We start from the raw sequence: 13,057 nt of genomic DNA, 5'->3' as shown, positions 1-13,057 counted from the left end.
TGAGATGCCGGGCACCCGTACCAGCGTGGTGAAATCCACCGGCACCATCATCGAGCGGATCTGAGATGCCGGGCACCCGTACCAGCGTGGTGAAATCCACCGGCACCATCATCGAGCGGATCTGATGACCGCTTCCGACAGCGACCGGATCGCGGCCGCGCAGGCCTATATCGACGCGCTGTCCAGCCATCGGGCCGACGATGTGCCGTTCCACCCGGACTGCATCCGGATCGAGATGGGGCTCAAGACAGGGCGTTCCGGGGAGCATCTGCGACGCAGCCTGAACAACGGCCCGCAGTTCAAGGTCATCGAGAAGACGACGCCGCCGCGGTTCACCGTCGACGGTGACCAGATCCGGGCACAGTTCGACGTGTTGACCAAGCCCCGGCTGTTCGGCCGTCGGGTCTGCTCACATGTCGACGAGACGTTCCTGATTCCCGCCGACGATCCCCGAATCCACCACATCCGCGCGTCGTTGACGCCGTTCATCAGCCGATAAGGTCACCTCATGGCCGACACCCCCCGACCGCTCAACGCCAAGCAGGTGGAGCGACTCAACGCGCCCTCCACCGGGACCGCCATCAAGTGGATGTCGCGAGCACAGACCTGGATCTTCAAGAAGTCGGGCGGCAAGCTCGGCAACAAGTTCCTCAGGGGTGCCGAGGTCGGCATCCTGACCACCGTCGGACGCAAATCCGGTGAGCCCCGTGACAGTCCGCTGCTGTTCCTTCAGGAGGGCCGGCGCATCGTGCTGGTCGCCTCCCAGGGCGGCCGGGCGACCAACCCGATGTGGTACCTGAACATCAAGGCGAATCCGTCGATCTCGTTCCAGACCAAGAAGGACAAGCTGGATCTGGTGGCACGGGAAGCCACCGATGCCGAGCGTGACGAGTACTGGCCCAAGCTGGACGCGATGTATCCGGACTTCGCGAACTACCGCTCCTACACCGATCGCAAGATCCCGATCCTCATCTGCGATCCCGCCTAGCTCGCTACTGTGATCCGATGGTCTCGGGGTCACACCGCCGGTCGCTGAACGTCCTGTTCGCAGCGCTGCTCGCCGCGGTGGTGTTGGTGGCCACGGCGCTGCCCGCGGCGGCGATGACGGTGACCTTCGTCCGACACGGCGAGTCCGCCTCCAACGCATCCCACACCATCGACAACTCCATACCCGGTGCGCATCTGACCCCGCTGGGCCAGGCGCAGTCCGCGGCGGTCGCGGCCGCGCTGGCGGCCAACGGGGCCGACTATGACGCCATCTACACGTCGAACATGGTGCGCACCATCGAAACTGCAGCACCGTTCGCGACCGCCACCGGACTCACCCCCACCGCACTACCCGGATTCCGTGAGATCAACGCGGGTTGGTTCGAGGGCTGGTCTGATGCCGGACCGGGCGGGATCGGCTACGTGCTGGCCCCCGCGCTGTGGACGCTCGGGGCGCGCTCGGTGCGTGTCCCCGGTGGCGGCGACGGCAACGCGTTCGACGGGCGGGTGGACGCGGCCCTGCGACTCGTCGAGGACTCCGGCGCGCAGAACCCCGTGGTGTTCTCCCACGCCGCCACCATCATGTTCTGGGCGATGATGAACGTCGACAACCCCGACCTGGGGCTGATGTTGCGGCATCGCCTCGACAACACCGAGACCGTGGTGGTGCAGGGCAGCGCCGAGGAGGGCTGGACCCTGACGAACTGGGCGGGGCTACCCGTCGGTCCCACCTCACTGGGCACCAAATTGTTCGTCGCTGCGCGGGACCTGGTCGTCGCCCCGCAGACCGCGGCCTACCGGGTGGCGCAGGCGTTCGGCAGCGGCGATATCCGCGCGATAGCGACCGCCATCCGCGACGGTGTCGGTGCCGTCGTGCGGGCCCCCGTCCGGTTCGCCGTGACGGTGGTCCGCGATGTCGTCGACGAGGTCGACAAGGTGATCCGGCCGAGCGCACCGGAGACCACGACGACCAGCGATACCGGAGTCACCGCCCTACCGTCCCGGATCGCGGGGCCCGCGGAGGTTTCGGAGCCGGAGCCGGCGGACGAAGCACCGGTCAAGACACTGCGGACCACCCGTACGGTGAAGAAGCCCGGCCGTCCCGCCACGGCGCCGCGGGTAAGGGACACAACCGAAGTCAAGCGGGCCGGGCGGCCCGCCGACGGTGCCGCCAACGCCGCGTAGCCGACCTGGCGGACCCGCAAAATCACTGCATCCGGGGGTCTCGGCGCCGTGGAACACTGATCTGCATGGGTGTGCTCGACGCGTTCATGTCCACCTGGTCGAATGCCCGCGCGACGTTCGGTGCGGGGGCACCCCAGGACGGATCCGACTTCGACGGGAGTTCTACCCTGCGCCGGCTTGCCGAACAGGTCGGCGCGGCGGCCCCCGCGGGTCGCTGGACGGGGCCCTCGGCGGACGCGTACGCGGCGGTCAACGCCGAGCAGGGCCGTGTCCTGACGGCGATGGCCGACCTCGACCGGCGGTTGCGCGAGCAGGTCGACGAGTCCGCACGCCTGGTCAGGGGTGGCCGGGAGAGCTTGGACGCCACCCGGCGCTGGGTGGTCGATGCCGCCGCGAGCGTGCCGCCGACGGCCGCCGGTCAACGCATGCTCGTGCCCGTGGTGGCTCGGGGTCTCACCGAGGTGATCGACACGGTGAGCCGGTCCAACAGCGACCTCAATGCCGTCGGCGCCCGCATAGCCGCACTCGGCGAGGAGTATCGGGCGTTGGGTGTCCAGAGGTTCGGGGGCGGTGACAAGCCGGGGCTTCCCGCACCGCAGAACAGTTACGAGACGGCGCTCCGTGCGGCGGGACTTCTTCACGAGACGCCCAGCGGTTACTACCGGGAATGGCTGGAAAACGCCGAGCGTCAGGGGGTTCCGCCGGAGACGATCGTCGACGTCGCGCGTCGTCACGGCATCTCCCCGGCCGGCTTCGCGGTGCTGGAAGGCATGTCACGGGTCAAGGACCCCGACGGGAAATCGTTCTTCCAACTGCCGAAGGGCACCTCCGGCGAGGATGCCCGCAACGCGGTGCTGATGACCTACATCCTCAACGCCGGCACCGGCTACGGGGACAACCCGACGACGGACTTTCCTGCCGAGCCCTACAACGCCGATGAGGTGCAGCGGATCATCGACCGGCAGAACGCGAACTCCTGGAGCTACACCGAGGACGTGCCGTTCATCCTCGGCGCCGACGGGGCGCTGATGACCACACCCAACGGCATGCTGATGGGGATAGGCGGCAACTGGGTGCAGGACCAGTTCAGCTGGAAGGGCGGAACCGCCTGGGGCGACATCTTCATGGAGAACATCGGCCACGGACACAATCCGGGCGAACAGTTGCGCGCCACCGTCGAGTCCGGGGTGTCGCGCGGCATCGGAGCGGACGGCAACCCGACCGCGGGCCGACTGGACCTGGATCGCCTGCTGCACCACGAGGAGATGCACTCGCGCCAATGGGCCGACAAGGGTTACCTCGGCATGCTGTGGGCGGCCGTCACCGACTCCGACGGCATCGAACGGGAGGCCGGGTGGGGCGACGGGGGCTACACGTGATCGCGCGCGTGCTGGCCGGCGCTCTGGCGGCGACCGCGGTCTCGGGCTGTCAACTGGTGGGGCCCGATCCCGAGGCGACATCATTGCCGGCGGTATTCGGCGCGCGGATGACCGACGGCAAGTTGGCGCTGTCGACCGGCACACCGTGTGACGAGGTGTCCCGGGTGGTCGTGCTGTTCACTCCGGATGCCGGCCGGCTGACCCTGGCGCCGGTCCGCGGCACCGCTCGGTTCGACCAGTTGACGGTGGGCGGGCCGTACGACGGGCTGCAGGTCACCGAGCCGTTACCTGCCGGGTTCGATTGGCGCACAGCCGAAGAGGTGACCCTCATCGTGACCGCACCAGAAGGTTCGGGGTCGACGCCCACGCGGATCAGCGAGATCGTCGAGGGTTCCCCCCGGCACGACCCGGACACGTTCTATTTTGCGGGGATCGGCTGGCTCGATGCACAACAGGTTGCCGAGCGGAACCGCCGGTCCTTGCTGACCATCTGCACCACCGACCCGGCCAAGCAGTGAATCCGGCGATTCTGCGGGCGATCGCCGGACTGCTGTTCACGGTCGCGCTGCCGCGGCGAGATCAGGCGCCGAACACCGGTAGCGGGGTGCGCGACTTGGCCAGCAGATCGGTGACCACCGGGCCGAGTTCGGCCGGATCCCATTTGGCACCCTTGTCGATCTCGCCGCCGCGGGCCCAGCCCTCGGCGACCCGGATGATGCCGCCCTCGACCTCGAAGACCCGGCCGGTGACATCCCGGGACTCGACGCTGCCCAGCCACACGACCAGCGGGGAGATGTTCTCCGGGGCCATGGCGTCGAACGCCGAGTCCTGAGTCGCCATCATGTCGGCGAACACGGTCTCGGTCATCCGGGTACGGGCCGACGGCGCAATGGCGTTCACGGTGACACCGATGCGACCCATCTCGGCCGCGGCAACCAGGGTCAGCGCGGCGATACCGGCCTTGGACGCACTGTAGGTCGCCTGCCCGACGCTGCCCTGCAGCCCGGCACCGGAGCTGGTGTTGATGATGCGGGCATCCACCGTCTCGCCGGCCTTGGATTTCGCCCGCCAGTAGGCCCCGGCATGTTTCATGGTGGCGAAATGCCCCTTGAGGTGCACGGCGGTGACGGCGTCGAACTCGTCCTCGGTGGCGTTGACGAACATCCGGTCCCGGACGATGCCGGCATTGTTGACCAGGACATCCAGCGTGCCGAAGTTGTCGACCGCCGTCTGGATGAGCCCCTCGGCCTGTGCCCAGTCCGCGACATTGGCACCACTGGTCACGGCTTCGCCTCCGGCGGCGGTGATTTCGTCGACCACGCTCTGCGCGGCGCTGCCACCACCGGCCGGCGAACCGTCCAGTCCGACACCGATGTCGTTGACCACCACCCGCGCACCCTCGGCGGCGAAGGCGAGCGCGTGCTCGCGTCCGATACCGCCGCCGGCGCCGGTCACGATGACCACCCGGCCGTCGAGCAAGCCCATTGTCGTTTCTCCTTTTACTTGATGTCCGCGGTTGTGGTCGACAGGTAGTGCGGCGGCTCGCCGCCGCCGTGTACCTGCAACGACGCACCGCTGATGTAGGACGCGGCTTCGGATGCCAGGAACGCTGTCGCCCAACCGATATCGGCCGGCTTGGCCAAGCGCCCCAGCGGGACGTTCCTGGAGATGGCCGCAATCGATTCGGCATCGCCGTAGAACAGTTCGGACTGCTCGGTCTCGACCATGCCGACGACCACCGAGTTGACCCGCACCTTGGGTGCCCACTCCACCGCGAGTGTCGAGGTGAGGTTGTCGATACCGGCCTTCGCGGCGCCGTAGGCGGCGGTGCCCGGGGTGGGCCGGTGCCCGCTGACGCTGGAGATGTTGATGATGCAGCCGCCGGAGTCCTGGTTCTGCATGACGGCGTTGGCATGGGTGGAGACCGACAGGGCACCGATCAGATTGAGTTCGATGATCTTGGTGCTGAACTTGACTGAGGCGTCTGCGGCCAGCACATAGGGCGATCCACCGGCGTTGTTGACCACCACATCCAACCGGCCATGGTTGGTCACGATCGTGTCGATGAGAGCCCGCACGGAATCGTCGTCGCGGATGTCGCAGGGATGGAACTCGTAGGGCGAACCCTCGGCCGGCCGTCGCGCACAGGTGATGACGGTGGCGCCCTGACCGGCGAAGACCTCGCTGATGCCGGCGCCGACGCCACGCACTCCGCCGGTCACCAGGACCACCCGACCATCCAGGTGCAGATTGATTCCAGCCGCGTCAGTCACTGTGCTAGCGTACCAAGCAAGTGCTTGCTTAGGTAGCGACCCCTCCAGGAAGTGATCGATGACCATCACCACCGCGACAGTCGAACCGGGCATCGTCTCGGTCACCGTCAACTACCCGCCGGTCAACGCCATCCCGTCGCGCGGATGGTTCGAACTCGGCGATGCCATCACCGCCGCCGGCCGCGACCGCAGCACCCACGTGGTGATCCTGCGGGCCGAAGGCCGCGGCTTCAACGCCGGCGTGGACATCAAAGAGATGCAGAACACCGAGGGTTTCACCGCGCTCATCGACGCCAACCGCGGCTGCTACCACGCCTTCAAGGCGGTGTACGAGTGCGAGGTGCCCGTGGTCGCGGCCGTCAACGGCTTCTGCGTCGGCGGCGGTATCGGCCTGGTCGGCAACGCCGACGTCATCGTCGCCTCCGATGACGCCAAGTTCGGCCTGCCCGAGGTGGAACGCGGCGCCTTGGGCGCGGCCACTCACCTCTCGCGCCTGGTGCCCCAGCACCTGATGCGCCGACTGTTCTTCACCGCGGCCACCGTGGACGCGAACACCCTGCACCATTTCGGCTCGGTGCACGAGGTGGTGCCGCGCGCCGATCTGGACGAGTCCGCGCTGCGGGTGGCCCGCGATATCGCCAGCAAGGACACCCGGGTGATCCGGGCGGCCAAGGAGGCACTGAACTTCATCGACGTGCAGCCGGTCACCGCGCGCTACCGCATGGAGCAGGGCTTCACCTTCGAGCTGAACCTCGCAGGCGTGTCCGATGAGCACCGCGACGCGTTCGCCGGGACCGACAAGGGAACCAAATGACAGACAAGAGAACAACGCTGGAGCAGGCCGTCGCCTCGATCGAGAGCGGCATGACCATCGGCATCGGCGGCTGGGGTTCGCGACGCAAGCCGATGGCCTTCGTCCGCGCGTTGCTGCGCACCGATGTGACTGATCTGACCGTGGTGACCTACGGCGGCCCGGACCTGGGCCTGTTGTGCTCGGCAGGAAAGGTCAAGCGGGTGTACTACGGCTTCGTCTCGCTGGACTCGCCGCCGTTCTACGATCCGTGGTTTGCCAAGGCCCGCACCACCGGCGCCATCGAGGCCCGCGAAATGGACGAAGGCATGCTGCGCTGCGGTCTGCAGGCCGCCGCCCAACGGCTGCCGTTCCTGCCGATCCGGGCCGGGCTGGGCAGCGATGTGCGCGCCTTTTGGGGCGACGAGCTCAAGACCGTGAAATCGCCTTATGACGACCAGGAACTCATCGCGATGCCGGCGCTGAATCTCGATGCGGCGTTCGTCCACATGAACCTCGGCGACGAGCGCGGCAACGCCGCCTACACGGGTATCGACCCGTACTTCGATGACCTGTTCCTGATGTCCGCCGAGCAGCGCTTCTTGTCGGTCGAGAAGGTGGTATCCACCGAGGAACTGGTGAGTTCGGTTGTGCCGCAGCAGCTGCTGATCAACCGGATGATGGTCGACAGCGTCGTGGAAGCTCCCAACGGCGCGCACTTCACCACCAACGAACCCGATTATCGCCGTGACGAGAAATTCCAGCGCCACTACGCCGAGGCCGCCGGCTCGGACGAGACGTGGGCCGAGTTCGTCAAGACCTATCTGTCCGGCGGCGAGGCGGACTATCAGGCGGCCGTGCGTAAGTTCGCAGAGGAAGGTGCCCAGTGATGTCCGTGACCCGTGCCGAGGTGACCGCGGTCGCGTGCGCCGAATTGTTCCGCGACGCAGGCGAGATCATGGTCTCCCCGATGACCACCATCGTGCAGATCGGTGCCCGGCTGGCCCGGCTGACCTTCTCCCCCGACATCGTGCTGACCGACGGCGAGGCCCGCATCATCGCCGATACCCCGGCCATCGGCGCGAAGGCCGCGATCGAGGGCTGGATGCCGTTCGGCCGGGTCTTCGAGACGCTGGCCTGGGGTAGGCGCCATGTCGTGATGGGCGCCAACCAGATCGACCGGTACGGCAATCAGAACCTGTCGGCGTTCGGACCGATCCAGCACCCCACCCGACAGATGTTCGGGGTCCGCGGCGCGCCCGGCAACACCATCAACCACCCCACCAGCTACTTCGTCGGCAACCACTCCACGCGGGTGTTCACCGACAAGGTGGACATCGTCTCCGGGATCGGTTGGGACAAAATCGATCCCGCCAATCCAGCCTTCCGGTTCGCCAACGTCTACCGGGTGGTGAGCAATCTCGGGGTCTTCGATTTCAACGGCCCCGACCATCAGATGCGGGCGGTGTCGCTGCACCCGGGTGTGGAACCCGATCAGGTGGCCGAGAACACCTCCTTCGAGGTGCACGGGCTGGATTCCGCGGAGACCACCCGAGTGCCCGACGCCGAGGAGCAGCGCTTGCTGCGCGAGGTGATCGATCCGACAGGATTGAGGGACCGTGAAGTGAAAGTAGTCAAGGTTTAGGCCATGGGCAAGCTCACCACACCGCTGACCGAGCTGGTCGGCATCGAGCACCCCGTCGTGCAGACCGGGATGGGCTGGGTGGCCGGCGCCCGGCTGGTCGCGGCGACCTCCAACGCCGGCGGGCTGGGCATCCTGGCCTCGGCGACCATGACGCTGGCCGAGCTGGCGACCGCGGTGACCAAGGTCAAGGCCGCGACCGACAAACCGTTCGGCATCAACATCCGGGCCGACGCCGGCGACGCGAACGACCGCGTCGACCTCCTGATCCGCGAAGGAGTCAAAGTCGCCTCCTTCGCCCTTGCTCCCAAACCGGATCTGATCGCCAGGCTGAAAGAGGCCGGAGTGGTGGTCATCCCGTCGGTGGGGCTGGCCAAGCACGCCAAGAAGGTCGCCGGTTGGGGCGCGGACGCGGTGATCGTGCAGGGCGGCGAGGGCGGCGGCCACACCGGCCCGATCGCCACCACCTTGCTGCTGCCGTCGGTCCTCGACGCCGTCGCCGACACCGGCATGCCGGTGATCGCGGCGGGCGGTTTCTTCGACGGCCGTGGCCTGGCCGCCGCACTGTCCTACGGCGCCGCGGGGGTCGCGATGGGCACCCGGTTCCTGCTCACATCCGATTCGACGGTCCCGGATGCGGTCAAACAGCGCTACCTGCAGGCCGCACTGGACGGCACCGTGGTCTCCACCCGTGTCGACGGCATGCCCCACCGGGTGTTGCGCACCGGCCTGGTGGAGAAGCTGGAGAGCGGTTCCCCGGTGCGCGGTTTCGCCGCCGCGGTGGGCAATGCGCAGAAGTTCAAGAAGCTCTCCGGGATGACCTGGAAGTCGATGATCACCGACGGACTGGCCATGCGGCACGGCAAGGACCTGACCTGGTCGCAGGTCGTGATGGCGGCCAACACCCCGATGTTGCTCAAGGCGGGCCTGGTCGAGGGCAACACCGATGCCGGCGTGCTGGCCTCCGGACAGGTCGCCGGCATCCTGGACGACCTACCCTCGTGCGCCGAACTGGTGCCGAGGATCGTCGACGAGGCCGTCGCACAGCTGACTGAAGCATCGTCCTTCATTCGACCATGATGAAGTACATAGCTTCATTTTCGATGAATGAAGCTATACTCTTCACATGGAACGGGCGACCCTCATCGGTGACGTGGTCGGTTCGCGGCGCTCGGTCGATCGCCGGGCACTGCACCGCGAACTGAGCGCGGCACTGCGGGCCGTCGCCGGCGGAGCGGACGACCCACCCTCGATCACCGTCGGCGACGAGTTCCAAGGCAGCTATCCACGCGTCGGCGACGCGCTAGCGGCGGCGTGGACGCTACGGCTGGCGCTCGCCCCGGATATCGACGTCCGCTTCGGCATCGGCTGGGGGACGGTGAACGTCCTCGACGCGCACACCGGTGTCCAGGACGGGCCCGGCTGGTGGGCCGCACGGGCGGCCATCGAGTGGACCGCCGAGGCACAACGCCAGCCCGGCCTCGCCCTGGTGCGCATCACCTACCGCAACGATGCCGACACCGGGCCGCCCGTCGAGGCCGTCAACGCGGCACTGATGTGTCGGGACCACATGTTTGGATCCCTGGATGAACGCTCCATCCGCATCCTGCGGGGCCTGATGGCGGGCCGGACCAAAAAGCAGCTCGCCGCCGACGAACAGATCAGCCCCTCGGCGGTCTCGCAGCGCGCCGGACGGGACGGCTTGGACCTCATGGCCGTGGTCTCGCAATCGCTTTCGCAGATCACATGAGCCTGCTTGCACTCTGTCTGGTCGCCATCGGCCTCGGCGATATGGTGCGCCGTCCGGCCGGCAGCAGGTGGCAGCCACCGGTGTTGTGCGTCGGTGTCCTCATCACCGGGGCCATGCTCGCGGGGATGTGGCAGACCGCCGACCTGGCGCTGTTGGCCCTCGCCTCGACCGTCGGCGCGGCGTGGCTTGTCGAATCCGAACGGGCCGACCGGACCGGCGCCCGGCAGGCCCGTCCACTGCTGATTCTCGGGGCGGGGGTCGCTACGTTGATCCTGTTGTCCGGGTTGGGATCCGATGCCGACGGGCTGATCGGCCGATGGCTGGTCTGGGTCGGTGCGTCGGTACCGGCCGACCGTGCCCTGATGGCGCTGGGCGTCCTGCTGGTGCAGGTGTCGACCGCCAACCAGGTGGTGCGGCTGATCCTGGCCTCGGTCGGCGCGGTCAAACCCGCGGGCCAACCACAGCCGTCGGATCAGCTCAAAGGCGGCAGGCTGCTCGGCTCGATGGAGCGGCTGCTGATCGTCGGACTGGGCCTGGCGGGACAGCTGACGCTGGCCACGGCCGTAGTGGCCGCCAAGAGCATCATCCGGTTCCCGGAGATCAGCGCCAAACGCGACTCCGAGGCCGGACGGGTCGGTATCGACGATGTCACCGAGTACTTTCTCGTCGGGAGCTTCGCCAGCTGGATCCACGCGTTCGCCGGCCTGGCGCTAGTGGCCACCACCGCCTGACGAGAAGGGGCCTGGCGAGAAGACGAGCAACCCCGCGAAAACGGCTCAGCGCCAGCCCCACATTCCTACACTCGCCAGATATGAAGACCAACGCGGCGATTCTGTGGGAGTACGGCGGCGACTGGACCGTGGAGGAGATCGATCTCGATCCGCCCGGTGACGGCGAGGTGCTGGTCTCCTGGGAGGCCACCGGGCTGTGCCACTCCGACGAGCACATCCGTACCGGCGATCTGGCCGCCCCACTGCCCCTGATCGGCGGCCACGAGGGCGCCGGGATCGTGCGCGAGGTCGGGCCCGGCGTGGTGGGGCTCGCCCCCGGCGATCACGTGGTGGCCTCGTTCCTGCCGGCCTGCGGCCGGTGCCGGTTCTGTTCCACCGGCCACCAGAACCTGTGCGATCTCGGCGCACTCATCATGGCGGGAACCCAGGTCGACGGCACCTACCGGCGCCGGGCGCGCGGCCAGAACATCGGCGCGATGGCTTTCGTGGGGACGTTTTCCCAGTATGGCTCCGTGCCCGAGGCGTCCATCGTCAAGATCGACGACGACATTCCGCTGTCGCGGGCCTGTCTGCTGGGCTGCGGCGTCACCACCGGCTGGGGCTCGGCGGTCAACACCGCCGATGTCTCCCCCGGCGACACCGTGGTCATCATCGGCCTCGGTGGTATCGGCAGTGGCGCAGTGCAGGGCGCCCGGCTGGCGGGCGCCGAGAAGATCATCGTCGTCGAACCGGTGGAAGCCAAGCGGGACTTGGCTTTCCGGTTCGGCGCCACCCACTTCGTCACCTCCATGGAAGAGGCCACCGCACTGGTTGCCGATCTCACCAAGGGGGTGATGGCCGACTCGGCGATCCTGACCGTCGGCCTGCTGGAGGGCGCGATGCTGGAGGAGGCCGCCAACATCATCCGCAAGGGCGGCGCCGTGGTGATGACGGCACTGTCCTCGATGACCGACAACTCCCCGACCCTGGGCATGATGATGTTCACGCTGTTCCAGAAGCGGCTGCTGGGCAGCCTGTACGGCGAGGCGAACCCGCGCGCCGATATCCCGCGGCTGCTGTCGCTGTACCGGGAGGGCAAGCTGCTGCTCGACGAGACCGTCACCCACGAGTACAAACTCGCCGAGGTCAACGAGGGTTACCAGGACATGCGCGACGGCCGCAACATCCGCGGAGTGATCCTGCACGATCACTGAGCCGTACGGTGGCCGGTATCGACCACGAGATACCGCAGCTTCGGTTAAACCTTGCGGCGCTGGAGCACAACATCGCACTGATGTCGCGGTGGTGTCTGACGCAGGGCTGGTTGCTGTGCCCGCATATCAAGACCACGATGACGCGTCCCATCGTCGAGCGCCAGATCGCTGCCGGGGCATGGGGTGTCACCGTGGCCACCGTGACCCAGGCGGCCGTGGCGCTGCGCTGGGGGTTGCGCCGCATCCTGATCGCCAACGAGGTCGTCACCGAGCATGACCTGGCCCGGCTACGTGGCTGGCTCGACACGGTGCCCGACCTCGAGCTCTACGTGTTCGTGGACTCCGGTGCCGGCGTCGACCGTGCGCGCCGGGCGATGTCCGGGACCGGCAATCGGCTCGGCGTCATCGTGGACGTCGGCACCGGTGGCGCCCGCACGGGTGTGCGGGACATCCACACCGCCCGGGAGGTCGCGGCCGGCTGCCGGCATGCCGACGGTCTGCGCCTGGCCGGGGTCGGCGGATACGAAGGGGTGCAGCGCAACGAACGCGACGGGGTGACCCTCGGGGCCGTCGATGCGCACATCGATCGTGCCGTCGCGGTCCTCGATGAACTGGTCGGCGAGATCGAGCTGCCGCTGTTCACCATGGGCGGATCGGCCTTTCCCGACCGTGTCGTCGCCGTGCTGGGGCGGCTGGCACCCCACGTGCGGCCGGTGCTGCGGTCGGGCTGTTATGTCACGCACGATCACGGCACCTATGCGCGGGTGTCGCCGATCGCCGGTCTGCGCGCGGCGCTCACGGTTCGTGCGGCGGTCCTGTCCACACCCGAACCGGGCCTCGCCGTCCTGGGTGCCGGTAAACGCGAACTCGCCTACGACGCCGGGCTTCCCGTCGTGCTCGGCGCCCGGGCGCGCGCCGCGACGATCTTCGACCACCACCTCGTGCTGACCGGTGCCGACGGGATCCAGGTCGGCGATCTCGTCGACCTGGGCATCTCGCATCCCTGCTCGGTCTTCGATCGATGGCGCCAGATCGCCGTCACCGACCGCGACCGGATCATCGATGTCTGGCGACCGGAATTCGATTGACCGGTCGGCGGCAACATGGCCGAAACGCCCACGACACCG

15 protein-coding genes are annotated in these 13,057 nt (G+C 67.8%); 13 read left to right on the top strand and 2 right to left on the bottom strand.

The window, feature by feature from the left end; all coding sequences use genetic code 11:
- Positions 1 to 124 precede the first annotated feature (124 nt).
- The 5 genes from A7U43_RS06890 to A7U43_RS06870 all read left to right on the top strand — a co-directional run bounded on the left by A7U43_RS06890 (position 125) and on the right by A7U43_RS06870 (position 4,069).
- Positions 125 to 499 (top strand): DUF8021 domain-containing protein, encoded by a 375-nt coding sequence (locus A7U43_RS06890; protein ID WP_067992676.1) that lies wholly within the window; start codon positions 125 to 127, stop codon positions 497 to 499.
- 9 nt (positions 500 to 508) lie between these two features.
- A complete protein-coding gene (locus tag A7U43_RS06885) occupies positions 509 to 988 on the top strand; it encodes a nitroreductase family deazaflavin-dependent oxidoreductase (protein WP_067992674.1) in 480 nt (159 codons plus the stop codon).
- A gap of 17 nt (positions 989 to 1,005) precedes the next feature.
- Positions 1,006 to 2,172: a histidine phosphatase family protein gene (locus A7U43_RS06880; protein WP_067992671.1), complete on the top strand. Its 1,167-nt coding sequence runs from the start codon at positions 1,006 to 1,008 to the stop codon at positions 2,170 to 2,172.
- A 65-nt stretch (positions 2,173 to 2,237) separates the two neighbouring features.
- Complete coding sequence (locus A7U43_RS30290; RefSeq protein WP_231963539.1) at positions 2,238 to 3,551, top strand: EspA/EspE family type VII secretion system effector; 1,314 nt, start codon at positions 2,238 to 2,240, stop codon at positions 3,549 to 3,551.
- Entirely contained in the window at positions 3,548 to 4,069 is a 522-nt protein-coding gene (locus A7U43_RS06870) for a hypothetical protein (RefSeq protein ID WP_067992669.1), read from the top strand. Before A7U43_RS30290 ends, A7U43_RS06870 begins: the two co-directional genes overlap by 4 nt.
- Positions 4,070 to 4,130: 61 nt before the next feature.
- On the opposite strand, the gene A7U43_RS06865 is transcribed toward A7U43_RS06870, so the two are convergent.
- Together A7U43_RS06865 and A7U43_RS06860 are read right to left on the bottom strand one after the other, a co-directional pair.
- Positions 4,131 to 5,036: an SDR family oxidoreductase gene (locus A7U43_RS06865; protein WP_067992666.1), complete on the bottom strand. Its 906-nt coding sequence runs from the start codon at positions 5,034 to 5,036 to the stop codon at positions 4,131 to 4,133.
- Positions 5,037 to 5,050: 14 nt separating this feature from the next.
- Positions 5,051 to 5,824 (bottom strand): SDR family oxidoreductase, encoded by a 774-nt coding sequence (locus A7U43_RS06860; RefSeq protein WP_067992663.1) that lies wholly within the window; start codon positions 5,822 to 5,824, stop codon positions 5,051 to 5,053.
- Positions 5,825 to 5,882: 58 nt separating this feature from the next.
- Between A7U43_RS06860 and echA20 the strand changes: the two genes are divergently transcribed.
- The 8 genes from echA20 (at position 5,883) to A7U43_RS06820 (ending at position 13,018) form a co-directional block, all read left to right on the top strand.
- Positions 5,883 to 6,638: a (7aS)-7a-methyl-1,5-dioxo-2,3,5,6,7,7a-hexahydro-1H-indene-carboxyl-CoA hydrolase gene (echA20, locus tag A7U43_RS06855; protein WP_067992660.1), complete on the top strand. Its 756-nt coding sequence runs from the start codon at positions 5,883 to 5,885 to the stop codon at positions 6,636 to 6,638.
- Positions 6,635 to 7,504 carry a cholesterol ring-cleaving hydrolase subunit IpdA gene (gene ipdA, locus A7U43_RS06850; protein WP_067992659.1) on the top strand — a complete coding sequence of 290 codons (870 nt, stop codon included), beginning with the start codon at positions 6,635 to 6,637 and terminating at the stop codon, positions 7,502 to 7,504. The genes echA20 and ipdA overlap by 4 nt, the downstream gene beginning before the upstream one ends.
- Positions 7,504 to 8,259 (top strand): cholesterol ring-cleaving hydrolase subunit IpdB, encoded by a 756-nt coding sequence (gene ipdB, locus A7U43_RS06845; RefSeq protein ID WP_197499974.1) that lies wholly within the window; start codon positions 7,504 to 7,506, stop codon positions 8,257 to 8,259. The genes ipdA and ipdB overlap by 1 nt, the downstream gene beginning before the upstream one ends.
- Before the next feature lie 3 nt (positions 8,260 to 8,262).
- Positions 8,263 to 9,336: a (3aS,4S,5R,7aS)-5-hydroxy-7a-methyl-1-oxo-octahydro-1H-indene-4-carboxyl-CoA dehydrogenase gene (gene ipdC, locus A7U43_RS06840; protein ID WP_067992654.1), complete on the top strand. Its 1,074-nt coding sequence runs from the start codon at positions 8,263 to 8,265 to the stop codon at positions 9,334 to 9,336.
- A 46-nt stretch (positions 9,337 to 9,382) separates the two neighbouring features.
- Positions 9,383 to 10,006: a SatD family protein gene (locus A7U43_RS06835; protein ID WP_067992651.1), complete on the top strand. Its 624-nt coding sequence runs from the start codon at positions 9,383 to 9,385 to the stop codon at positions 10,004 to 10,006.
- The gene (locus tag A7U43_RS06830; RefSeq protein ID WP_067992650.1) at positions 10,003 to 10,737 is read left to right on the top strand and encodes a hypothetical protein; all 735 of its coding nucleotides are present in this window, start codon (positions 10,003 to 10,005) and stop codon (positions 10,735 to 10,737) included. The genes A7U43_RS06835 and A7U43_RS06830 overlap by 4 nt, the downstream gene beginning before the upstream one ends.
- 80 nt (positions 10,738 to 10,817) lie before the next feature.
- Positions 10,818 to 11,930 (top strand): NDMA-dependent alcohol dehydrogenase, encoded by a 1,113-nt coding sequence (locus tag A7U43_RS06825; protein ID WP_067992648.1) that lies wholly within the window; start codon positions 10,818 to 10,820, stop codon positions 11,928 to 11,930.
- Positions 11,931 to 11,938: 8 nt separating this feature from the next.
- On the top strand, positions 11,939 to 13,018 hold the full coding sequence (locus A7U43_RS06820; RefSeq protein ID WP_067992647.1) for an alanine racemase: 1,080 nt from the start codon (positions 11,939 to 11,941) through the stop codon (positions 13,016 to 13,018).
- Positions 13,019 to 13,057 lie beyond the last annotated feature (39 nt).

This window comes from Mycobacterium adipatum (assembly GCF_001644575.1).
Classification (GTDB): domain Bacteria; phylum Actinomycetota; class Actinomycetes; order Mycobacteriales; family Mycobacteriaceae; genus Mycobacterium; species Mycobacterium adipatum.
Note: the sequence above shows the minus strand (reverse complement) of the source record. Positions and strands in the feature narration are given on the sequence as shown.